Origin of the sequence: Burkholderia sp. BDU5, from assembly GCF_001522845.1 — a bacterium.
In the GTDB taxonomy this organism is placed as follows: domain Bacteria; phylum Pseudomonadota; class Gammaproteobacteria; order Burkholderiales; family Burkholderiaceae; genus Burkholderia; species Burkholderia mayonis.
The window spans coordinates 1-23,066 of record NZ_LOWC01000171.1 but is presented as its reverse complement, the minus strand read 5'-3'; the positions used below and the strand labels follow the sequence as shown (position 1 = coordinate 23,066).

Annotated in this window: 22 protein-coding genes; 3 read left to right on the top strand and 19 right to left on the bottom strand. The window is 67.8% G+C overall.

Features of this window, described 5'->3' with window-relative positions:
* Nucleotides 1-99: 99 nt before the first annotated feature.
* The 16 genes from WS69_RS28260 to WS69_RS28185 all read right to left on the bottom strand — a co-directional run bounded on the left by WS69_RS28260 (nucleotide 100) and on the right by WS69_RS28185 (nucleotide 17,356).
* A complete protein-coding gene (locus tag WS69_RS28260; RefSeq protein WP_059473940.1) occupies nucleotides 100-924 on the bottom strand; it encodes an OmpA family protein in 825 nt (274 codons plus the stop codon).
* Nucleotides 925-983: 59 nt separating this feature from the next.
* On the bottom strand, nucleotides 984-3,449 hold the full coding sequence (locus tag WS69_RS28255; RefSeq protein WP_197419325.1) for a YadA family autotransporter adhesin: 2,466 nt from the start codon (nucleotides 3,447-3,449) through the stop codon (nucleotides 984-986).
* Between the two features lie 570 nt (nucleotides 3,450-4,019).
* Nucleotides 4,020-5,426 carry an MFS transporter gene (locus WS69_RS28250; protein WP_059474047.1) on the bottom strand — a complete coding sequence of 469 codons (1,407 nt, stop codon included), beginning with the start codon at nucleotides 5,424-5,426 and terminating at the stop codon, nucleotides 4,020-4,022.
* A 41-nt stretch (nucleotides 5,427-5,467) separates the two neighbouring features.
* On the bottom strand, nucleotides 5,468-6,715 hold the full coding sequence (locus WS69_RS28245) for an NAD(P)/FAD-dependent oxidoreductase (protein ID WP_059473939.1): 1,248 nt from the start codon (nucleotides 6,713-6,715) through the stop codon (nucleotides 5,468-5,470).
* Nucleotides 6,708-7,673: a VOC family protein gene (locus tag WS69_RS28240; RefSeq protein ID WP_059473938.1), complete on the bottom strand. Its 966-nt coding sequence runs from the start codon at nucleotides 7,671-7,673 to the stop codon at nucleotides 6,708-6,710. The genes WS69_RS28245 and WS69_RS28240 overlap by 8 nt, the downstream gene beginning before the upstream one ends.
* A 16-nt stretch (nucleotides 7,674-7,689) precedes the next feature.
* On the bottom strand, nucleotides 7,690-9,180 hold the full coding sequence (locus WS69_RS28235; RefSeq protein WP_059473937.1) for an aldehyde dehydrogenase: 1,491 nt from the start codon (nucleotides 9,178-9,180) through the stop codon (nucleotides 7,690-7,692).
* Between the two features lie 85 nt (nucleotides 9,181-9,265).
* Entirely contained in the window at nucleotides 9,266-10,081 is an 816-nt protein-coding gene (locus WS69_RS28230; protein WP_059473936.1) for an aspartate dehydrogenase, read from the bottom strand.
* Nucleotides 10,074-11,747, bottom strand: a complete 1,674-nt coding sequence (locus WS69_RS28225; protein WP_059473935.1) for a thiamine pyrophosphate-binding protein — start codon at nucleotides 11,745-11,747, stop codon at nucleotides 10,074-10,076. The genes WS69_RS28230 and WS69_RS28225 overlap by 8 nt, the downstream gene beginning before the upstream one ends.
* A complete protein-coding gene (locus WS69_RS28220; protein ID WP_059473934.1) occupies nucleotides 11,740-12,537 on the bottom strand; it encodes an SDR family oxidoreductase in 798 nt (265 codons plus the stop codon). Before WS69_RS28220 ends, WS69_RS28225 begins: the two co-directional genes overlap by 8 nt.
* Nucleotides 12,534-13,388, bottom strand: a complete 855-nt coding sequence (locus WS69_RS28215; RefSeq protein WP_059473933.1) for an IclR family transcriptional regulator — start codon at nucleotides 13,386-13,388, stop codon at nucleotides 12,534-12,536. The genes WS69_RS28220 and WS69_RS28215 overlap by 4 nt, the downstream gene beginning before the upstream one ends.
* Nucleotides 13,385-14,281, bottom strand: coding sequence for an alpha/beta fold hydrolase (locus WS69_RS28210; protein WP_059473932.1), 897 nt, complete (start codon nucleotides 14,279-14,281; stop codon nucleotides 13,385-13,387). The genes WS69_RS28215 and WS69_RS28210 overlap by 4 nt, the downstream gene beginning before the upstream one ends.
* 16 nt (nucleotides 14,282-14,297) lie before the next feature.
* Nucleotides 14,298-14,825, bottom strand: a complete 528-nt coding sequence (locus WS69_RS28205; protein WP_059474046.1) for a cupin domain-containing protein — start codon at nucleotides 14,823-14,825, stop codon at nucleotides 14,298-14,300.
* 31 nt (nucleotides 14,826-14,856) lie between these two features.
* Nucleotides 14,857-15,627, bottom strand: a complete 771-nt coding sequence (locus tag WS69_RS28200) for an SDR family oxidoreductase (RefSeq protein ID WP_059473931.1) — start codon at nucleotides 15,625-15,627, stop codon at nucleotides 14,857-14,859.
* On the bottom strand, nucleotides 15,624-16,691 hold the full coding sequence (locus WS69_RS28195; RefSeq protein ID WP_059473930.1) for an aromatic ring-hydroxylating dioxygenase subunit alpha: 1,068 nt from the start codon (nucleotides 16,689-16,691) through the stop codon (nucleotides 15,624-15,626). The genes WS69_RS28200 and WS69_RS28195 overlap by 4 nt, the downstream gene beginning before the upstream one ends.
* Before the next feature lie 34 nt (nucleotides 16,692-16,725).
* Nucleotides 16,726-17,037, bottom strand: a complete 312-nt coding sequence (locus tag WS69_RS28190) for a recombinase-like helix-turn-helix domain-containing protein (RefSeq protein ID WP_059473929.1) — start codon at nucleotides 17,035-17,037, stop codon at nucleotides 16,726-16,728.
* 1 nt (nucleotide 17,038) lies between these two features.
* Nucleotides 17,039-17,356, bottom strand: a complete 318-nt coding sequence (locus WS69_RS28185; RefSeq protein WP_059473928.1) for a non-heme iron oxygenase ferredoxin subunit — start codon at nucleotides 17,354-17,356, stop codon at nucleotides 17,039-17,041.
* 435 nt (nucleotides 17,357-17,791) lie between these two features.
* Between WS69_RS28185 and WS69_RS28180 the strand changes: the two genes are divergently transcribed.
* Nucleotides 17,792-18,880, top strand: coding sequence for a porin (locus tag WS69_RS28180; protein WP_059473927.1), 1,089 nt, complete (start codon nucleotides 17,792-17,794; stop codon nucleotides 18,878-18,880).
* Nucleotides 18,881-19,115: 235 nt separating this feature from the next.
* Here the strand turns inward: WS69_RS28180 and WS69_RS28175 are convergent, their stop codons facing one another.
* Nucleotides 19,116-20,057 carry an IclR family transcriptional regulator gene (locus WS69_RS28175; RefSeq protein ID WP_059473926.1) on the bottom strand — a complete coding sequence of 314 codons (942 nt, stop codon included), beginning with the start codon at nucleotides 20,055-20,057 and terminating at the stop codon, nucleotides 19,116-19,118.
* A 78-nt stretch (nucleotides 20,058-20,135) separates the two neighbouring features.
* Nucleotides 20,136-20,762: an alpha-ketoglutarate-dependent dioxygenase AlkB family protein gene (locus WS69_RS28170; RefSeq protein ID WP_059473925.1), complete on the bottom strand. Its 627-nt coding sequence runs from the start codon at nucleotides 20,760-20,762 to the stop codon at nucleotides 20,136-20,138.
* 132 nt (nucleotides 20,763-20,894) lie between these two features.
* Here WS69_RS28170 and WS69_RS28165 point away from each other — a divergent pair, with 132 nt between their 5' ends.
* Nucleotides 20,895-21,479: a malonic semialdehyde reductase gene (locus WS69_RS28165; RefSeq protein WP_059474045.1), complete on the top strand. Its 585-nt coding sequence runs from the start codon at nucleotides 20,895-20,897 to the stop codon at nucleotides 21,477-21,479.
* Between the two features lie 52 nt (nucleotides 21,480-21,531).
* A complete protein-coding gene (locus WS69_RS28160) occupies nucleotides 21,532-22,695 on the top strand; it encodes a metallophosphoesterase (RefSeq protein WP_059473924.1) in 1,164 nt (387 codons plus the stop codon).
* A 148-nt stretch (nucleotides 22,696-22,843) separates the two neighbouring features.
* On the opposite strand, the gene WS69_RS34360 is transcribed toward WS69_RS28160, so the two are convergent.
* On the bottom strand, nucleotides 22,844-23,066 hold a 223-nt coding region (locus WS69_RS34360), incomplete at its 5' end, for a hypothetical protein (protein WP_197419324.1).

Here is a 23,066-nt window from a genome sequence, read left to right as displayed (position 1 = left end):
TCGCACACGAACCGGTCGTGACGCCGACCGGCCGCACGCGGCGGGCTTTCGGCGCCGCCAGGGCACCGACGCACGCCGGAATGGCGCACCGTTGCGAGCCTAGCGCCGCTCTCCTGCGATGTCGATCCTGACGCGCCGATCCGGCGCGAGACAGGCGATCGCTTCGGATGAACGGCCCGCGGGACACCCGGCGCTCACCGGGTCGGCCTTGCCGAGCCCTTGCGCGACGATCAGATCGGCCGGCAAGCCGCGCGTCGTCAGGTACGAGCGGATCGTTTCAGCCCGGGCGAGCGACAGTTGGCGGTTGTATTCATCCGTGCCGAGCCGATCGGTATAGCCGGTGACCCGGACCGAGCGGATGTGCTGGTATTGCTGCTGCAGCGTGGCCGCGATCCGGTCCAGTTCCGCGCGCCCGCTCGGCAGCAGATCGCGCAGCGCAGATTTGTCGAACGGGAACAGCAGGTGGTAATCGAGCGTGAATTGCTTCGATTCGTCGCTCGCCGCCTGCGCCACCGGCGGCTCCTTCGGCCCATCGACCAGCGCCTTGCATTCCGGCTCCTTCCAATACGTCGACTTCACGCGGTAGTGGTTGTCGTACTGGATCTGATACTGGCAGGTCACGACGTCCTGCCCGTGGCCCGTGCGGAAATTGAACACATAGTTCCACACGTGCACGCCGAAGATCCCCTCGCTGAAATGCGGCTCGCCGATCAGCGCATAGACCTGGTTCTTGTCGAGACCGGGCCCGATCTGCCGCAGATTCTCGACATTCACGAACGCGCCCTCCTTCAACCATGCGCTGTCGCGCGCCGGGAACCCGACCGACCCGTCCGGCGCAGTGGTCGGCGCCATTCCGCATCCCGCCAGCAGCGCCCCGCACACTCCGGCCGCCGCCACATATTTCGATATCCTGTTCATTTTCATATTGGATTCCTTATCGTCTGGACGGCTGGCACGAGACCGGCCGTCGTGCGCGACTCATCTCACCACTGATAGCCCGCCCCGAGCACCGCGCCGGTACCGCCGCGCGTGCTGGTCGTCAGCGACCCCTTGTAAAGCCACTTGCCGTTCTCGGAGATCGTCGATACGCCGAGCGCGAAGCCTTGCTGACCCTGCCACGTGGAGCCCGCGATCGCCACCATGCTCTTGCCCGGCGCGGTCGGCTGCGGCAATCCGGCCACGGCCATCGCCGCAGCCACGCCGCCGTTCATCTCGCGCCGCAAGTGGTCGACCTTCTGATCCGTGTACTGATTCGCCTGACCGACCGCATTGCCGATGCCGCTGTTCAACTGGCTCACGTTCACCGCATCGGTGCCGTTGACACCCGGCGCGACATTGGAGATCGTCCGCTCATTGCCGACCGAGCCGACCGACACCGTGTTCGGTGCGGTCGCGACCGAATGGGCGCCGAGTGCGACCGAGTTGTTGCCGGCAGCCGACGCGCCGTCGCCGACCGCGACGCTGTTCGTGCCGGACGCGACACTGCCGCTGCCCGCGGCGGTCGAACCGATGCCGCTCGCGACGGGCGCCGTATAGGTCGACGGATTGCCCGTGATCCACTGGCCCGACACGGTTTGCCCGGCGTTATTGCCATTGTTTCCGCTGCTGCCCGAGTTCGACCCGTTCGTGATGTTCTGGATCGACTGATTCAGTTGCGCGATCGCACCTTGCAACTGGCCGACGTTCACCGCGTCCGTCGCTTGCGTGCCCGCCGCGACGTTGGTGATTTGACGCAGCGATCCTTCGAGGCCGACCGATACCGCGCCGAACGCCGTCGTGAAGCTGCTGCCCGTGATCGGGTCCGTATAGGTGCCGGCCGCGCGATTCGCGAGCGAGCCGGCGCCGAGCGCCACCCCGCCCGCCGTGTTGACGGACGCGTTCGCGCCGAGCGCGAGCGATCGTCCGCCCGTCGCCTGCGCGCCGCTGCCGAGCGCGACGTCGCCCGCGACCGCAGGATTGCCGCTCACGCCCGCCGATGCGTTCGCGCCCTCGGCGATCGAGTCTTGACCGTAGGCGACGGCAGCCGGCCCGACCGCGACGCTATCGGCGCCCACCGCCGTGGAATCGGGCGCGGTCGAATTCGCGTGGAAGTACTTGATCCCGCCGCCGTTCACCGCGTTGTCGACGGTGCTCGCGACCGCATACAGCTGGCTGCCGTTGACGGCATCCGTCGAGGTCGGCGTGATGCGCCCCGCCGCCACGTTCGTGATCTGACGCTCGGCGCCCGGCGCGCCGACGCTCACGACGCTCGTCGGATTCGCGCCGGCGAAGCCGGACAGCGTCAACTGGCCGCCGGACGTCGTGGTGATCGTCGCGCTGCTGGTCGGATTGGCCGCCGCCACCGTCGTGCCGTTGCCGAGCGCCACGGAGCCGTCGAGCCCCGAGCCGATCATCACGTTGTTGCCCAGCACGAATGCATTGTTCGCGTTGATCGTATTGTTGTTGCCGAACGAATACGAGCCCGTGCCCGTGACCGTCGACGGATCGCCGAACGCACCCGCGTTCGCACCCGACACGACGTTGCCCGTGCCGATGCTGATCGACTGGCTGCCGGTCGCCTGAGCGCCTGAGCCAATCGCGATCGCGTTGACGCCGCTTGCGCTCGCGTAGCCGGACAACGCGGTCGCATTGTTGACGCTCGTCGCGCCGCCGATCGCGACCGATCCTTGAGCCGTCGCCTCGGCGCCGCCGCCCACCGCGACCGCGCCCGCCGCCGACGCCTTCGAATACGCGCCGAGCGCGTTGGCGTAATAGGCGGACGACGCAGCGCCCTCGCCCAGCGCCACTGCGCCGCTCGCGGTCGCCGACGAGTAGCCGCCGAACGCGTTCGGCGCGGACACGTGCAGCGGGTCGCTGTTGTCGCCCTGCGCGAACGCGCCGGCGCCGATCGCGATCGTGCCGATGTCTTCGCGACCGGGTATCGACTGCCCCGTGTCCTTCAGCGCCTGCGCGTTCGTGCCGATCGCCAGGCTGAAGTCCGGCAGCGCTCTCGCGCTGGCGCCGATCGCGGTTCCGCCGTCGCCCGCCGCTTGCGAGTAGACGCCGAGCGCGGTGCCCAGGCGGCCGGTCGCCGTGGCGTGATCGCCGTAGGCCGAGCCGCCCTCGCCGTTCGCGTACGCGTAGTTGCCGACCGCCGTGCCGTACAGCAGCGAGCCCGGACTGAAAGCCGGGTTGTAGAACGCCCACGGGCCGGTATTGCCGCCGGAGCCGGCGTACGCGTTATAGCCCGCCGCATAGCTGACCTGCGCGGCGGCGTCGGTCGCCATCGCGCCCATCGCCGCAGCCACCGACAGCGACATCAGGCCGAGCTTCGCCCACGAAATGCGCGATCGACACGAAGCCGCCGCGTCTGCGTCGACGCGAGCGGCCGCCGTGACGGCTCGCGCCGTCGAACCCGTGCTTCCATTCGACCCGGCAAATTCGGATACCGCGATCAATTGGCCTCGCACCCGACTCCAGACAACGTTGTAGATTTTGTTCACTCAATATCCCCTGTGAATTCAATTCGCACGGGTCGTCAGCAGGGTCGGCATCCGATCGCCCAGCCCGCCGGACTGTCGCCATCGAAAACGAAATCACGCATTGCGATTAAAATGTAAAAATCATTTATATGATTTCCGGGACATCAATCGCGAACCCCGATCACGCCTCGCAGGCAGGGATATTAATAACTTTCCACCTCGTCATTTCCAGAATACTCAAAAACAGTAATCCATCGAACACTGGCGGAATAATGTTAAAAATGTAATCCAGCCCACATTACTCAAAAATTCCACATCAGAAAATTCCGATTAATCAATGAAAATATTAAACGAGCAATTAATAAAACCGAGGAATACTATTTATCGAATGCCGGTGCACCGACAGCCGGAAACTCACGGAATCGCGGAGCGCGCCGGGCGTCTCATTCGATGCATCTTCTCCACCGCTTTTTGCGGCAGATGCGCACAATAAAAAAACGGCCCGGGAAAATCCCGGGCCGTTCTCTCCGCTTTGCCGAGTGCCGCGAAAGTGCCGTGCTACGCCTCGAGTTTCTCGAGCACCTGCCCTTTCGTCTCGATGCCGACGAAATGCACGGTCAGCGCGGCGACGAGCGGCACCGCCGCGAGCAGGTAGAACGCCGGACTCAGATCGCCGCCGACGATCGCGCGCGGCACCACCATCGGCGCGACGAAAGACGCGATCTTCAGCCACGCGCTGCCGAGCCCGCAGCCGGCGGCGCGGATGCTCGTCGGATACTGCTCGGGCGTGTACACATAGGACGTGATGAATCCCGACGCCATCAGGCCGAGCGCGAGCGAGCAGAACGCGGCGACGACGTATACCGACGACGCGTGATAGATCCCCGCGAACACGAGCGACAGCGCGCACAGCACGAACGACCCGACGATCACCGGCTTGCGGCCGACCACGTCGACGGTGAGCGCCGATACGAGCGAGCCGACCACGCCCATCACCGAGCCGATCACGGCGAGGTTCAGCGCGAGTTGCAGCGGCGCGTGATAGAAGTTCTTGTAGATCGTCGGCAGCCAGGTCGACAGCCCGTACTGGATGAATCCGCAGGTCGCCCACAGCGTCGCGACCGCGAGCGTGCGCTTCAGATAGGCGGGCCCGAACAGATCGAACATCCGGCGCTTCGGATGACGACGCACGAGCGTGTCGAACTCGCCTGCGTGCGTCACGGGAGGCAGCGGCCCCTTCACCGAGGATTCGAACACATGCAGCGCCTGCCCCGCGTCGTCGAGCCGACCGCGCGCGGCAAGCCAGCGCGGCGACTCCGGTACGAGCCGCGTCAACACGAGCGCGAGCACGAGCGGCATCCCGCCGATGAAATACATCACCTCCCAGCCGAAGCGCGGCACGAGCCACGCGCCGAGCGCCATCGACGCGAGCAGGCCGATCGGGAACACGATCTCGTACAGCAGCACAAAGCGGCCACGGCCGTGCGCGCGCGTGATCTCATTGATGTAGGTCGCGGCGACCGGCAGCTCGCCGCCAAGGCCGAGCCCTTGCACGATCCGCAGCAGCACGAATGCTTCGAACGTCGAAGCGAATCCGCATGCGATGCTCGTCACGCCGATCACGGCCGAACTCCACGCGATCGCGCGCACGCGGCCGTACTTTTCCGCGAGCGCCGGAAACAGGAACGCGCCGAGCAGTTGACCGATCGCGCCCGACGCGATCAGCATTCCGATCTGATTCGGCGAAAGCCCCCACTTGTGGATCAGGAGCGGCAGCGTCGCCGCGATCGTGATCACGTCGAAGCCGTCGAAGAACGTCGCGGTGCCGATCAGCACGCGCGCGCGGATCTGCATCGCGTTCGCGGGCAGCCGCTCGAGGCGCGCGATGATCGCGCCAGGGGTCGCGGCGCTCGCCGCCGCTTTGGCCGCGGGCCCGCCCGCGACGGCGCTTTCCAGTGTGCTCATGCGTGTGTTCTCCTCCATGTCGTCGTTGTCGCTCTCGTCGATCAGGCGAGCGCCTTTGTCGTGTCCGCCAGCGCGGCGATGTCGATCGCGCGCCCCTGGCTCATCCATTTGCGCGCGAGCTTCAGGTCGCGCGCCGAATTGATCGCGATCACGCCGCGCAGCGCGCCGTCCGTCAGCAAGAACAGCGTTGCGCGCCTCGCCGCGACGTCGCCGCGAATCACGAGCTGCGCGTCGGCGGGCAGATCGCCGAGGATCTGCAGGTTCACGTCGTATTGATCGGACCAGAACCACGGAATCTCCGCGTACGGCGCGCGCACGCCGAGCACCGCCTTCGCCGCCGCGATCGCCTGGTTTTGCGCGTTCGCCCACGATTCGAGCCGCACCCGGCGCTTCAGCCATGCGTTCGGATGGTTCGCGACGTCGCCGCACGCGAAGATCGCCGGATCGCTCGTCGCCCCGTATTCGTCGACGACGATACCGTCGTCGACGCGCAGCCCGGCGTCCGCGGCAAGCGACGTGTTGAGCGCGAGGCCGATGCCCGCGACCGCGATATCCGCATCGACGGTCGTGCCGTCGGCGAGCGTCGCGCGCACGCGGCTCGCGTCGTCCGGGTGCGCATCGAGCGACGCGAGCGACGCATTCAGGCGCACGTCGACGCCGTTCGCGCGATGCAAATCGAGCAGGAAACCGGACACCGCGCCCGGCACCGAGCGCGCACACAGCCTCGGCGCGCCCTCGACGACGACCGCGTCGACGCCGAGTTTGCGCGCGGTCGCCGCGACTTCGAGTCCGATCCAGCCGCCGCCGATCACGAGCACGCGACGGCTCGCGCGCAGCTTCTCGCCGAGCGCGACGGCTTCGTCGAGCGTGCGCAGGTAATGAAGATTAGGCATCTTGACGATCGAATCCGGCAAGCGGCGCGGCGAGCCGCCCGTCGCGATCACGAGCCGCTCGTATTCGACCTCGCGGCCCGACGCGGTGCGCACGACGCGCCGCGCGCGATCGATCGACGCCGCACGTTCCGGCTGCCACGTTTCCACCGCGAGCGTTCCGAATTCGTCGGGCTGCACGACGCGTACGGTCGAGATGTCCGCATCGCCCGCGAGCACGGCCTTCGACAGCGGCGGCCGCTCGTACGGCAGATGCACTTCGTCCGCGATCATCACGATGCGCCCGGCGAAGCCTTCGCCGCGCAGCGTCTTCACCACCCAGCCTGCCGCCTGCCCGCCGCCGATCACGACGACGGCGCGCGGCGCGGCCTCCGCTGCGGCATTCGCTTGCTCAGTCATCTTTGCGCTCCGTCATGAACTTGCCTTCCGGCGCCTGCGCGTGCTTCTGCCGGCGCGTGTTGCCGTCGAGACCGCCGTCGATCGCCCACTCGGCGAACACGGTCGGGCCCGGTTCGAACTCGCGCGGCTGCCACGCGGGCGTCAGCATGTCCTCGTCCGCGTAGTATTCGATGAGGCCGCCCGCCGGATTGCGGAAGTACCAGAAGTACGCGGACGACACCGGGTGGCGTCCCGGCCCGAGTTGCGTCTCCCAGCCGCAGCGGCTGATGTGCATCCCGCCGCCGAACACTTCGTGGATGTCGCGCACCGTGAACGCGACATGGTTCAGGCCGCGCTTGGCCGTAGGCAGCGCGAGCAGGAACAGATCGTGATGGCCGCCGTGCGGCGCGCAGCGCATGAACGCGCCGCGGCCCGGATAGCGGTCCGACGTCTCGAAGCCGAGCAGCTCGTGGTAGAACGCTTCCTGCTCGGCGAGCCGGTTCGTGAAGAACACGACGTGCCCGACTTCGATCGGCTCCGCGCGCTCGTAGATCGCGGCCGGCTGATCGACACGCAGCGTCTCGCCCCACACGTTCGGCAGTGAACCCTTCACGTCGACGGCGCGCTTGCGCGTCACTTCGATGCGGATCGCCATGCCGTTCGGATCGATGCAGCCGACCGCGCCGTCGGTCTCATAGTGGCCCGGCTGGCCGGCGAGCTTGCCGCGCAGCGCGTCGAGCTCCGCCTGCGTGCCGACGCCCCACGTCACCTCGCGCAGCGTCGGGCCTTCCTCGAACGCGGGCGGCAGCGACGGATCGCTCGCGTCGACGGCGCGCACCGTGCAGCCGTTCATCGTCTCGAAGCGCACGTGCGTCGCGTCGCGCGCGACCTCTGTGAGGCCCCAGTCCGCGAAGAAGCGGCGGCATGTCGCGAGATCGGTCACGCCGTAGGTAATCTGTTCGATGCCGAGAATGCTCATTCGATGATCCTTTCCGTCAGTTCGCCCACGGCAGCGGCGATTCGTTCAAGCCCCAGTAGAGGCTCTTCTGCTGCATGTACTCGCGAATCCCGAGGCTGCCCTTCTCGCGGCCCATCCCGCTTTCCTTCCAGCCGGAAAACGGCGTCGAGATCGAGAACTGCTTGTATGTGTTGATCCACACGGTGCCCGCGTCGAGCGCGCGCGCGACGCGCCACGCGCGCTTGTAGTCGCGCGTCCAGATGCCAGCGGCGAGGCCGAACACGCTGTCGTTCGCTTCCGCGACGAGCGACGCCTCGTCGTCGAACGGCAGCGCGACGAGCACCGGCCCGAAGATCTCTTCCTGGCAGATGCGCGCGTGGTTCGACAGGCCGTCGAGGATCGTCGGCAGATAGAAGAAGCCCGCGTCGCGGCCTTCGCCCGCCGGCCGGTCGCCGCCGCACAGCACACGGCCGCCTTCGTCGCGGCCGAGCGCCACGTAACGCTCAATCGTGTCGCGATGCTGCGCGGTGACGAGCGGGCCCATCTGCGTGCGCTCGCTCGCCGGATCGCCGACGCGCAGCTTGCGCGCCGCGTCGACGAGACGCGCGACGAACGCGTCGTAGATCGCCCGCTGCACGAAGAGGCGCGAGCCGGCGATGCACGATTCGCCCGACGAGCTGAAGATCCCGAACAGCACGCCGTTGACCGCGTGATCGAGATCGGCGTCGTCGAACACGATCGTCGGCGACTTGCCGCCCAGTTCGAGCGACAGCGGCATCAGCTTCTCCGCGGCGAGCCGCGCGATCCCGCGTCCGACTTCGGTGCCGCCCGTAAACGACACCTTCTTCACGAGCGGATGGCGCACGAGCGCGTCGCCGATCACCGAGCCCTTGCCCGGCAGCACCGAAATCACGCCGGGCGGCACGCCCGCCTGCTCGCAGAGGCGCGCGAGCGCGAGCGACGCGAGCGGCGTCACCTCGGCGGGCTTCAGCACGACCGCATTGCCGGCAGCGAGCGCGGGGCCGAGCTTCTGCGCATCGGATGCGATCGGCGAATTCCACGGCGTGATCGCCGCGACGACGCCGAGCGGCTCGTGCACGCTCATCGACAGATAGTCGCCGCGCGACGGCGTCAGCGCCTCGTCGAGCGTCTCCGCGCACGCGGCGAAGTAGCGAAACGTGCTCGCCGCGCTCACGACGAGCGCGCGCGTCTCGTTGATCGGCTTGCCGTTGTCGCGCCGCTGCAATTGCGCAAGCGCCTCGTGATTCGCCTGAATCAGATCGGCGATCCGATACAGCAAGGCCGCGCGCTGATGCGGCTTCAGGCCGGCCCAGTTCGCGCGGCGCCACGCGGCGTCGGCGACTTCGACCGCTTCGCGCGCGTCGGCCGCGTCGGCCATGTGGATCTCGGTGTTGAGCGAACCGTCGGCCGGATAGAAGTTCGGCGTCGTCGCGCCGCGGCCGCGGCGCCACTCGCCGCCGATCAGGATCTCGCCCGACGGCACGAGGGAAGAATCGAATGCAGTCATGATGATGGGTGTCCCAGCCGGTTCAGATCGTTCAGATCGTTCAGATCGTTCAGATCGTTCAGATCGTTCAGATCGTTCAGATCGTTCAGATCACGCAGTGCGACGCGCGATTGCGCAGCGCGCGGATCGCGCTGAACGCCGTCAGCGCGGACGTCTTCGGGTTGTCGGGCAGCGGCTTGCCGCTCATCTCGAGCAACATCTCGCCAAACGCGCCGCGCGCCGTGATCCGGTGCACGTTGCGCGTCACCGCCGGATCGGCGATCAGGCGCACCTTCGTCGCGTCGAGCCCGACGCCCGCGAGCGCGACCGTCGCCGCCACGTTCGCATTCTTCGGATAGAGCCGCGCCGCGTCGCGCGCGCTGCCTTCGAAGATCGTCTGCTCGGCGGTCAACGCGCGCAGGTCGCAGAGCGCTTCCGCCGGCGTGCCGAGCCAGCCGAGCGGCGGCTTGCGGCCGACGTACAGCACGTCGTCGAGGCCGCCCTGCTTCGCGGCCGCGAGCGCGTCGATCCCACCGATCGCGCCCGGCAAGAGCGTCAGCGTCGCGCCGCCTTCGTCGGCCGCGTCGGAGAGCGCGTCGAGGAGCGCGAGATCGGACAACGCGCCGATCGACGCGACCGCGCAATCGGTGCCCGCCTTCAGCAGCGGCACGACGTGGTCGACGAGCGCGCCGTGCCCCGCGCATTCGAGCGCGAACTGCGGGCGGTACGCGAGCGCGTCGACCGACGACACCACATCGATGCGATCGCCGAGCGCGCCGCGCACCGCGTCGCATTGATGCTCGGGCACGATCACGTGCGCGACGCGCAGCGCGGCGTCGTGCTCGACCGCGCGATAGACGGCCGCGCCGATCGCGCCGAAGCCGATCATCGCGACGTCGACGGGAGCGTGGGCATTACGCATATTGGCGCTCCGCAGGCGTGTCCTTCTTGACGGGCGGGCCGGCGAACGCGGTCGCGAACGAGCCGACCGACAGCATGTCGACCTCGACCAGCACCGGGCCGTCGTGCGCGAGCCCTTCGCGGACGATGCGCTCCGCGTCGTCGAGCGACGTGATCCGGTGATGCGAGAGGTTCAGGCTCGCGCAAAACTGCGCGAAGTCCGGCTGATGCAGCTCGACGTAGCAGCGGCGGCCGCCGTACTGCGCATCCTGGATGTTGCGGATCACGCCATAGCACTGATCGTTCATCAGCACGATCATCACGTTCGCGTTTTCCTGCACGGCGGTCGCGAGTTCGCCGACGTTCACCATCAGGCCGCCGTCGCCGACGAGGCACACAGTCTTCGCCGCCGAGCCGGCGAGCGCCGCGCCGATCGCCATCTGCATCCCCTGGCCGATCCCGCCGCCCAGCGCATGCACGCCCGCGCGCGGCTCGAAGATCTGCAACAGGCGGTTGCCCCACGTGCTGTTCGAGATCGTCACGTCGCGCACCCAGTTGTAGTCGCGGCCGACCGCCTGCTGCAGCATGTCGACGAGACGTTTGTACGGGCCGAGCCCCTTGCCGACGTCGGCGACCGCCGCCTCGCGCGCGGCCGCGAGATCGCCGGCGAAGCGCGGATCGACGGCGAGCTTGCCTTCGAGCCGGTCGGCGAGCTCGGCGAGCACGCGCTTCGCGTCGCCGTGCACGAACAGGTCGTTGCGATAGCCGCGGTTGTCGGCGAGCGCGTCGGCATCGACGCGGAAGAGCGGCCGCGGCAGCGCGAGCTTGTACTTCAGCGTCTCGTTGCCGCGCAGCCGCGAACCGACGACGACGATCGCGTCGCACGTCTTGTAGAAGCGCTCGACGGCCGCGTGGACGTTGAATGCGCCGAGCGTCGCCGGATGATCTTCGGGCAGCACGCCGCGCCCCTGCACGCTCGTGACGACGCCGAAGCCGAGTGCGACGAGCCGCTCGACCTCCGCTCGCGCGTGCCGTGCGCCGCCGCCGAGCCACAGGAGCGGCCGACGCGCGCTCGCGAGACGCTCGGCGAGCTGCGCGACGCGCGCGGCGTCGTGCGCGCGCACCGCGACATGCGGCGGCGCGAGGTCGTCCGGCCATTCGATTTCGGCCGCCTGGATGTCGATCGGAATCTCGACCGATACCGGGCCGCTCGGCGCGGTCATCGCGACGCGCACCGCCTCGCGGATCGTCGGCAGCACGGTTTCGACCGTGCGCACGCGATACGCGGCCTTCGAGATCGCGTTCAGCATCGACAGCTGATCCGGCGCTTCGTGGATGTACGCGAGATCTTGGTCGAGGTAAGGCGTCTCGATCTGCCCCGTGATGTGCAGGAGCGCAGTGCCGGCCGTCAGCGCCTCGACCATCGCGCCCGCCGCGTTGCCCGCCGCGGTGCCCGTGCTCGTGAACGCGACGCCGAGCCCGCCCGACACGCGCGCGAGGCCGTCCGCCATGTTGACGGCGCCCGCTTCGCCGCGCGCGCCGACGTAGCGGATCTTGCCGCGCGTATGGATCGCGTCGAGGATCGGCATGTTGTGAATCGAGATCACGCCGAAGGCGGTCTTCACGCCGCATCGTTCGAGGAAGGCGGCAATCAGCTCGCCGACCGTGGTGGTGGTTTTGTTAGACATGGCGTGCAAAGCCTCCTGATACGTCGATATGGCTGCCCGTCGTGTACGACGACAGATTCGTTGCGAGATGGAAGAGCGCCCAGGCAGCCTCGTCGGGCCGGCCGAAGCGCGCAAGCGGAATGTTCTTTTTCGCGGCGAGCGCGGCTGTCCACGCTTCCCACGATTCGCCCGGAAGGGCCTGTGTTTCGTAGCGCTTCCGCCACTGCCCCGATTCGACGATGCCGATCAGGATCGAGTTGACGCGGATGCGTTCGGGGGCGAGCTCGGACGCGAGCGACTTGACGAGGCTCAGCACGCCCGCGCGCGCCGACGACGTCGCGACCATGTGCGGCTCCGGCTGCAAGGCGAGCAGCGAGTTCACGCAGGTGATCGTCGGCGCGGCCGACGCGCGCAAGAGCGGCAGGAACGCGCGCGTCGGGCGGATGATGCTGAAGTACTTCAGTTCGAGCTCGTCGCGCCACGCGTTGTCAGTCGTGTCGGCGAACGTCGACACACGGCCCTGGCCCGCGTTGTTGACGAGCATGTCGGCGCCGCCGAAGCGCTCGGCGACCGCCTGCGCGAACGCGTTCACATCGGCCTCGTCGAGCACGTCGCAGCGCGTGGCGAGCACGCGCTCGCGCGGGAACGGCTGTGCGAGCCGCGCCTGCGCGTTCGCGAGCCGCTCTGCGTCGCGGCCGCATATCGCAACCGACGCGCCCGCGCGCAGGAAAAGCTCTGCGCTCGCGTAGCCGATGCCGGACGAGCCGCCCGTCACCACGGCGACCTGTCCGCTCAAATCGATCTGGATCATCGCAATCCCAATGCCTTCAAATAGGTGTTTTCGTCGTCGGACCGGTAGTTCAGCCGCCGCGACAGCTCCGCCGCCGCGCGCAGCACCTTGTCGATCAGCCCGTCGGCGACGAGCGACGCGTCGATCTCCGGCCGCGGCACCGTCACCGTGACGACCGCGACGATCTTGCTCGCGTCGTTGCGCACGGGCGCCGTGACGACCGAGATGTCGCGCTCGAAAGCCGAGTTGCCGATCCCGTAGCCACGCCGCGCGTCTTCGCGGATCACGCCGAACAGCACGTCGACGGTCTCGGGCGTCGCCTTCGTCACGCGCTCGAGCGCAGGCTCCGGATACAGCGCGCGCAACTGAGCGAGCGACAGGTCGCCCATCAGCACGTGGCCGTGCGTCGTCGCATGCGCGGGCAAGCGCGTGCCGACGTTCACCCGCACCGAGCCGAACGCGTGCCCCGCGTTTTGCGCCTTCGCGACGAACACGACGTCGCGGCCGTCGCGGATCACGATGTGCGTCGTGAAGCCCGTCGCGTCGCGCAGCCCTTCGATCACCGGCAAGCCGAGATCGGTCAGCTCGAGCGAGCTCAGGTATTCAAAGCCGAGGCGCAGCACCGCGACGCCCAATCGATAATTGCGGTCCTTGTCCGCGCGCTCGAGAAAGCCGAGCGATTCGAGCGTCTGCAGCAGACGGAACACCGTCGTGCGCGGAATGCCGAGCCGCTTCGACAGCTCCGGCGCGCCGAGCACCGGTTCGCGCGGCGAGAACTCGGCAAGAATCCGCAGACCGCGCTCGAGCCCCGGTACGACATAGTTCGAATCGTTTTTCGCGTCGTCGGCGTCTTTCAGCAGCGGTGCGCTCATGCCGCACCTCGCTGTCCGTCGCATTGACGGCAAAACGCATCGATCAGCGCGCCATACGCATCGGGCGCTTCGACGTAGCCCGCATGGCCCGCGCGCGGAATTACCTGCAACCCGACGCGCGCCGCCTGCGCGATCCGCTCGCATGCGGCGGGCGGCGTGATCGCGTCGTCCGCGCCGACCGCGACCGCCACGCGGCCGCGGTAATGCGCGAGGTCGGCCGCGAGATCGGCGTTCGCGAGCAGGTGCGTCGCCTGCGCATAGCCGGCGGGCACGATCCGCGCCATGTTCCAGCGCACCCACGCCCGCGCCGCGTCGCTCGCATGCGCGGACAGCATGTTCGCGCTGCGCTGCTCGGCGAGCCCTTGCGGGCCGAGCGACGCGAGCAGCGCGAGACGGCTGTCGCGCCGCTCGGCCCGCACGTCGGCGGGCGCACTGCCATAGCCGCCCGCGGGCGAAATCAACAGCAATCCTGACAGACGCTCGCTTGCGGCGCGCGCGAACGCGCCGGCGACGATCGCGCCGAGCGAATGGCCGACGAGCACGCAGCGTTCGATCCGCAGCGCGTCGAGCCATGCGCCGAGCGACGCCGCGTAATCGGCCGCGACAGGCGACTCGGCGGCGACGCGCGACGACGCGCCGTAGCCGGGCGCGTCCCACGCGAGCGCACGGCGCGTCGCGCCGAGCGCATCGAGCTGCCGCACCCACGACGCCGCGCCCGATCCGATCCCGTGCAACAGCACGACGGGACAGCGCTCGCCGCGCACGCCGCCGGCCTCCCGGTAGCCGATCGTGCCTGCGGCGCCCGCCGCAGCGCGCCGCTCGGAAAAACGTTCGAGCAGTCCGGCGAACGGCGTGGCGCCTGCGTCGTTCATCGTCGAGGAAATCGCGCTCATCGTTGTCGTCCGTGCCTCAGCGCTTGATCTTCGCGAGCGGTGAATCCGGCGGATACGTCGGCGTGATCGGCTTCGGCGAGCCGAGCATCACGCACATCAGCGCATCCTCCTCGCCGATGTTGATTTCGGTCCGATAGACGCCGGGCGGCACCGAGATCAGGTCACGCTCGCCGAGCACCGCTTCCCAGGTCTCGCCGCCGCGCTCGCAGATCACCTTCATCTTGCCGCGCAGCACAAAGAAGATTTCCTCGACGTCGACGTGGATGTGGCTCGGGCCGATGTTGCCGGCCGGAATCACCATCGTCGAAAACGTGAAGCCGCCCGCCGGCACCGTGTTCACGTCCTTCGCGACGCCCGTGCCGCCCGTGCCCACGTAGCGCATCTGCGCGCGGCGGTATTTCGGATCGAAATCGGCCTGGAACTTCAGCGCGTCCCAGTCGTAGCGACGCGTCGTGAAGCGCGCGACGCGCCCGTCCATCCACTCGGCGAAGCTCTCGCCTGCCGGCTGGTCCCACGATTTACGCGCGATATCGGCGTCCGCCATCGTCATCTCCTTCAAGAGTTCCAACAATCGATCAATGCATCACGAAGCCGCCGTTCACGGGCAGCAACTGGCCCGTCACGAAACGCGCGGCGCCGGACAAAAGAAACAGCACCGGCCCCGTCACGTCGGCCGGCATCTGCGCGCGCGGCAGCGCGCGGCCCTGCTGGTAATACGCATGGCGCTCCGCGGGCACATAGGCCGTCGCCTCGACTTCGGTCAGGCCCGGCGCGATCGCGTTGACCGTCACGCCGTGCTCGCCGAACTCGCGCGCAAGCGCGTGCGTCATCGCGATCACCGCCCCCTTGCTCGCGACGTACGCGAGCAGCTTCGGCGCGCCCCACAGCGCCGTGTCCGACGCGAGATTCACGATCGCGCCGCGGCCCGAGCGCGCGAGATGCGGCAGCGCCGCGCTGCACGCGAGCCACACGCCGCGCACGTTGACGCCCATCACCGCATCCCACGTGTCGATCGACAGCTCGGTCGCGAGCCTGCCGCCGGAATTCGTGATCGCTGCGTTGTTGATCAGGCCGTCGATGCCGCCGAGCGCGTGCGCGCCTTCGTCGACGAACGCGGCGACGCTCGCCGGATTCGCGAGATCGAGCGCGACGAAATGCGCGTCGCGGCCCGCATCGCGCAGGCGCTGTTCGAGCGCGCGGCCTTCCGCTTCGAGCACGTCGCCGAACGCGACCTTTGCACCCGCCGCGGCGAGCGCCTCGACGAACGCCGCGCCGAGCCCGCGCGCGCCGCCCGTGACGAGCACGCGACGGCCGGCGAGCGCGACCGCTTGCACGGGCGCGTTCATGCGCGCTCTGCCGCTTCGGCTTGCGCCGCGCGATGCGCGTCGAGCGCGTCGAGGTGCGCCTGCGCGCGCTGCCGCAGCATCCGGCGTGCGCGCGTGATGCCGACGTCGTGCTGATACAGGTATTCGTGATCGCGCGCGTTCGGCGCCATGCTCTCGAGCACGTAGCGGTCCTGCTCGAGCACCGCCCAATGCAGGCCTTCGAGGCGGTTCCGGTACATGAAGCGCCACACGTCGCGCTGCCAGCCTTCGACCTTGCGGGTGCGCCAGAAATAGACCTGGCAGTGATCGTTGTCGATCGGCGTCGCGAAGCCGACGATCCCGAAGCTGCCGCCCGGGCCGAATTTGCGCTGATACGGAATCGCGAGGCGCAGCCAGATGCAGCCCGTCTCGCCGAGCTCGACCCAGTCGAAGTTCACGTCGCGCTGGTCGACCTTCTCGAACATCAGGCCCGTCTCGGTCTTGCGTACGCGCATGTCGGCCTGCTTGTCGCCTTCCGCCATCGAATGCGACGTCGCGTGCAGATACGCGCCGTGCATCGGGTCCATCACGTTGTCGATCGCATATTGATAGTTGCAGGTCCAGTTCGACACGCACACGAACTGCGCATACTCGGGCGCGACGAGCTCGTCCGGCAGCACGAGCGGATCGGGCTCGCGATGCGCGTCGTCGCCGAACCACAGGAAGATCGCGCCCGCGCGCTCCTCGACCGGATACGATTTCACGCACGTCTGCCCTTCGAGCGGACAGTTCGACACGGCCGGCACCTTCGTCACCGTGCCGCCGCCGTTCACCTCGACGCCGTGATACCAGCAAGCGACGCGATCGCCGAGATTCCAGCCGAGCGACAGCCGCGCGCCGCGGTGCGGGCAGCGGTCCTCGAGCGCATGCACCTGGCCTTGCTGATCGCGCCACAGCACGATCTGTTCGGACAGCCGAGTCATGCCGACGGGCGCACTCGACACCTGCCAGCTCGGCGCAACGGGATACCAGTAGTTGCGGATGCCGCGGTCGAGATAGTCGCGGATCGGATCGGCGCCGGGATTCGTTTGGGCGGAAGACGTCATCTGTTTGCTCCGGAAGCGTTTGAGGTCGGCCGCGTCATTCGGCGAGCGCGGCGAGTTCCGCGCAGAAGCGCTCGGCGCTCCACTCGACGCCGTCGGGCGCGCGAAAGCCGATGCGGTTCAAACCTTCGACGACGTCGGCCAGCTCGGTCGCGCCGCTTTCGAACACACGCTCGAGCGCGTCGCCGAGATCGTTCTCGTACTGCGTCGGCCCGGCCTTGCGCGTCTGCCACACGAGATTCGGCATCTGCCCGGGGATCTCGATCTGCCCCTTGCCCGCGACGTGGTTCGGCTGCGGCGCGCGCCACGGCTTCAGAAGCGGGTTGAAGTTCACGGTCGTCTCGTTCATGTCATTCCACCTTGATCTGGATGTCCTCGCCGGCGAGCCGCACCGCGTACATCTTCAGCGCGCGGCCGCCCGGCCCCTTCAGGCACTGGCCGGTCTTGATGTCGAATACCGCCTCGTGCAGCGGGCACTCGACCGTGCCGTCGTCGACGAAGCCTTGCGTGAGAAGCGCATAGGCGTGCGGGCAGACGTTCTCGAGCGCGTACACCTCGTCGCCGACGCGATAGATCCCGATCTCGACGCCGTCGGTGCGCTTGAACTCGATCGGCGAATCCTCGGACAACGCGCCGGCGTGTCCGGCGCAAACCCATTGTTCAGACATCTCACACCCTTCCTTCAAATCGACCCGTTCGTTTGTTCCATATTAGGAACGTTAGTTTATGGATGGTGATTATAGGAGCGTGCCTTGAAGATCAAAATAAAAAGCTGCAGCGCCTAGGGAAAACACCGAGACTCGGATTCCGCGCGATGCCAGGCAACCCGAGCCGCGCGGGGACAACATTGTAATTTCTGGTTTTCCCTTGATTTTTCATGACGTTATAGACATGTCGCCGGACGAATCGCGCGCGTCGCCCCGATTCGAAAATTTATTTTTTTCCGGCTGATTTCCCCCTCTATACTCCATTCCACTAACGGCACGCAGTTCCATATATGGAACGAAAGAAGGCCAGACATTCAGCCGTGGGAACGCGTGTGGCCGACTCTCATTCGCGCGCACCACCGCCCGCGTCATTTGGAGCAAAGGTCAGGAGATCAGATGGTCAAGCATGCGGTAGCAGCATTACTCGGGGCGGGCGCCGTCGCCGGCGCGTGGGCGCAGAGCAGCGTCACGCTGTACGGCAGCCTCGACGCCGGCGTCGCCTACGTGAACAACGTCGGCGGCGGCGCGAAGTGGTCGATGATTCAGGGCAACACGCAACCCGATCGATGGGGCCTGAAAGGCGTCGAGGATCTGGGCGGCGGCCTGAAGGCGATCTTCCAGCTCGAAAACGGCTTCTATACGAACAACGGACAGATGGCGGCAGCGGGGACGATGTGGAACCGCCAGGCGTTCGTCGGCCTGAATTCGGACAAGTTCGGCACGCTGACGCTCGGCCATCAGACGCCGTTCAACTTCGACTGGCTCGATCCGCTGTCGACCGCGTTCCTCGCGCAGAGCTGGTACGCGTTCCATCCGGGCAACCTCGACCAGCTCGCGGACACGAGCACGGTGCCGTTCAACAACTCGGTCAAGTACCGCTCGCCCACCTACGCGGGCTTCACCGCGGGCGCGATGCTCGGCTTCGGCAACACGACGAACTTCTCGACCGGCCGGACGATGAGCTTCGGCGTCAATTATGCGAACGGCCCGTTCAAGGCGGCGGCCGTCTATTCGAACGAGCACGATCAGGCGTTCTCGATGGCGACCGTCGGCGGCATCGCGGGGCCGGGCGGCACGTTCCAGGGGATGCCCGTCGCGAGCTACGTCGCGCAGAAGGCGGAGAACATGGGCGCGGGGCTGTCGTATCAGTTCGGCCCGCTGCTCGTCCATGGCCTCTACACGCGCGTGAAGCTGCAGGCGAGCGGCCACTCGGACACGTTCCAGAGCTACGACGCGGGCGCGAACTACCAGACGTCGCCGTTCAACGTGATCGCGGGCGGCGCGGCGACGTCGACGCTCGCCGGCCGCCGCTGGACGCAGTTCGAACTCGGCGATACGTACTCGCTGTCGAAGCGCACGCAGCTCTATGCGAACGTGCTGTACGAGCACGCGAGCGGCAACGCGAAGGCGGCGTTCTTCACGGCGGGCGCGTCGAGCACGGCGAATCAGGTGATCCTGCTGACAGGGATTCACCACTCGTTCTGAGTGCGGTGCTGCGCGTACGTACGTACGTGCGTACGTGCTTCATGGTATGCGCGCAGCGCGGCTTCGCATCGCGGCAACGCTGCGCCGCGCGCAGATGCAAAAAGCCCCCGCTTCGCGCGAGGGCTTCGTCTTCTTGCGGTCGGCTGGCGCAACGCGCATCAATCGATTCGCCCCGCAGGTACGGCTGCCGATCATCGCGGCGCACACTCCACGCCGCCCGCAGCCGGGCATGCGATTAAAACAACGCAACCTTGTGCCGCGCATGCGCGACGGTCGGATCGCTGTCGAGCGGCCGATAGTTGAGGCGCTGCGACAGATCGACGGCCGCGCCGCACACCGTCTCGACGAGCCGCTCCTTTTCGTCGGCGGAGCCGATCTCCGAGCGCGGCACCGTCGCGGTGATCGCTGCGACGATCGAGCCCGAATGATCGCGCACGGGCGCCGTCACCGCCGAGATCCCGCTCTCGAACGCGCCCTCGCTGACCGCGTAGCCGAGACGCGCATAGTGACGCACACGCTCGTACAGTTCGTCGACGGTCGCGGGCGTATGCTCGGTGAACGCCTCGAGCCGCTTTTCCGGATAGAGCTGGCGCATCGCATCGCGCGTCAGGTCGCCCATCAGCACGTGGCCATGGACAGTCGCGTGCGCGGGCAGCCGCGTGCCGACGTGCACCTTCACCGAGCCGAACATCGGAGCATTGCTCTGCGCCTTCGCGACGAACACGACGTCGCGCCGGTCGCGGATCAACAGATGCGTCGACAGACCGGTCGTATCGCGCAAGCGTTCGAGCACCGGCGCGCCGAGATCGGTCAACTCGAGCGAGTTCAGATATTCGAAGCCGAGACGCAACACGCCGACGCCGAGCCGGAAGTGTCGGTCGCCGTTCGCGCGCTCGATGAAACCGAGCGCTTCGAGCGTCTGCAGCAGGCGAAACGTCGTCGTGCGCGGAATGCCGATCCGCTTCGACAGCTCCGGCGCGCTCAGCACCGGCTCGCGCGCGGAGAATTCGGACAGGATACGCAGCCCGCGCTCGAGCCCCGGAACGAGATAGGACGACGCGCCGCCCGCGGCTTCATCGTCGGCCGCTTCAGGCGCGGCGACCGCGGGATCGCGCGGATTGTCCGATTCGGCGTCGGCGGCATGCTTCGCCGAGGCTGTCGTAGTGGTTTTGGCCATGTCGGCTGCAGAGGACGGAAAGAAACCGAATCATAACGCGAAGGCTGCACGGTTTTGACGCGCCGGCGTCCCCGGCCGTCAACCGCCTGCGCACGTCCGGGCGCGGCGCCCGGCGGCGGCCGGCGCGATCACCCAGCGAAACGTCAGGTTGATCCGCTCGCCCTGCACGGCGGGCTCCTTCGGCACACGGTGCCGCCATTCCTGCTGCGTGCGCCCGCGCATCACGAGCAGGCTGCCGTTCGTCAGACGATACGCATGCGCGACGCCCTTCTCGTTGTGCCGCAGATCGAAGACGCGTGTCGCACCAAGGCTCAGCGACGCGATCACCGGCTCCGCGCCGAGCTCCGGCTCGTCGTCCGCGTGCCAGCCCATGCTGTCGAAGCCGTTGCGATAGCGGTTCAGCAGCACGCTGTTGAACCGCGCGCGGCTCGTCGCCTCGACCATCCGCTTCAGCTCGAACACCGCGGGCGTCCACGGCGTCGGCTCGTTGCGGATGCCCGAATACACGTAGACCGCATCCGGCACGCCTTGCCACGCGGTCAGGCGCGGCAGCGGCAGCGAGCCGCGCGGCGTGCGCATCGTGTCCTGCCGCCAAGCGACCTCGTCGACGAGACGCGCATGGAACCGGCCTGCGTCGGCGGGCGCGAGCCAGTCGGGATACCAGTCGACATCGGGTTTCGGCAAGTCGTCGAACAAATCGAACATGGTCGGTGAAATTCTCCGCATCCGGCTATCATCGCGGAATGGCGCGGACCGCACCCTGCGGCGCCGCGCCGCCCTGTTCAAATTCTAGCCGCTCGAACGCCACGCCGTTTGCGCGCTCATCCGGATCTCGACATGACACTTTCCGACGCCGCTCTCGATCAAATCTTCCGCACCGCGCGCACGCACAACGCCTGGCAGCCGAAGCCCGTCGACGACGCGCTGCTCCATCAGCTGATCGATCTCGTCAAGTTCGGCCCGACGTCGGCCAACTCGAGCCCCGCGCGCTTCGTGTTCGTGAAGTCGCCCGAAGCGAAGGCAAAGCTCAAGCCCGCGCTGTCCGAAGGCAATCTCGCGAAAACGATGGCCGCGCCCGTCACCGTGATCGTCGGGATGGATCTCGCGTTCTACGATCATCTGCCGAAACTCTTCCCGCACGCGGACGCGCGCAGTTGGTTCGCCGGCAACGAAGCGCTGATCGAGGCGACCGCGTTCCGCAATTCGTCGCTGCAAGGCGCGTACCTGATCGTCGCCGCGCGCGCGCTCGGCCTGGACGCGGGCCCGATGTCCGGGTTCGATCAGGCGGCCGTCGACGCCGCGTTCTTCGCCGGCACGTCGATCAAGTCGAACTTCCTCGTGAACCTCGGCTACGGCGACCCCGCCGGCCTATTCCCGCGCAGCCCGCGCTTCTCGTTCGACGAAATCGCACGCATCGAGTAATCGCGCAACGGGCGGCGCGTTCGCGCGCCGCCGCCTCTCCCGCTCCCGCCCCATGCGACGCATCTCATCGTTTCTGCTGCGCCTCACGATCATCGGCGTGCTACTGCACGTATACGTCGGCTTTCGTCTTGTTCCGGACCTCGCATCGCCCGCCGCCCGCGTAGCGGGCGCGCTGTGGCTCGTGGCGTCGTGCCTCCTGATCCCGCTCGGCATGCTGTCGCGCGTGTTCGAGCGGCAGCCGCTCGGCGATCGCGTCGCATGGGTCGGGCTCATGGCGATGGGCTTCTTCTCGTCGCTGCTCGTGCTGACGCTCGCGCGCGACGTACTGCTCGCGTCGCTCGTCACCGTCGACGCGCTCGCGCCCGGCGCGGTGTCGCTCGCGCACTGGCGCACGCTGACGGCTGCCGGCGTGCCGCTCGCGGCGCTTGCGGTCAGCGTCGTCGGCTTCGTCAATGCGAGACGCCGCGCGCGCGTCGTCGACGTCGACGTGCCGATCGACGATCTGCCCGCCGCGCTCCACGGCTTCACGATCGTCCAGATCAGCGACATCCACGTCGGCCCGACGATCAAGCGCGGCTATGTCGAGGCGATCGTCGATGCGGTCAACCGGCTCGAGCCGGATCTCGTCGCGGTGACGGGCGACGTCGTCGACGGCACGGTCGCGCAACTCGCGGGCCACGCGGCGCCGCTCGGCCGGCTGCGCGCGCAGCACGGCGCGTACGTCGTGACGGGCAACCACGAGTACTACTCGGGCGCCGACGAATGGATCGCCGAGTTCCGCCGCCTCGGCCTCGACGTGCTGCTCAACGAGCACCGCACGCTCGAACACGGCGACGGCCGCCTCGTGATCGCGGGCGTCACCGACTACTCGGCGGGCCATTTCGATCCCGCGCATCGGAGCGACCCGAGCGTGGCGCTCGCGGGCGCGCCCGTCGACGTGCGCATCCGCGTGCTGCTCGCGCACCAGCCGCGCAGCGCGACGGCCGCTGCCGACGCAGGCTTCACGCTGCAATTGTCCGGCCACACGCACGGCGGCCAGTTCTTTCCGTGGAATTTCTTCGTGCGGCTGCAGCAGCCGTTTACCGCGGGGCTCGCGCGGCTCGACGGGCTGTGGGTTTATACGAGCCGCGGCACCGGCTATTGGGGACCGCCGAAGCGGCTTGGCGCGCCGTCGGAAATCACGCGCGTGCGGCTCGTGCGCGGCAGCGGGAACTAAGCGAGCGCGCCGCCGTTCATGGTCGAACGTCGAACGTCGAACGTCGAACGTCGAACGTCGAACGTCGAACGTCGAACGTCGAACGTCGAACGTCGAACGTCGAACGTCGGCCGAAAGCGAACGCGCGCGTCCGGGCGCCCCCCACAGATCACGTGAACTCGTGCGAAATATCGACGATTTCCGCCGCGACGTCGCCAACCCACCCGCATTCCCGCGTCGGCACAGCCATCGCGAAACGCCGCCAGAAGACCGCCACCGCAGCCTCGCCGCTCCCCGCACTGCCTTCCCCGCGGGTGTCGCGGACAAATAGAAATGTCCGGTTTTGTAGCAAATGAAATGTCCGCATGTTGGCGGGGGCGGCAAGCCGGCGT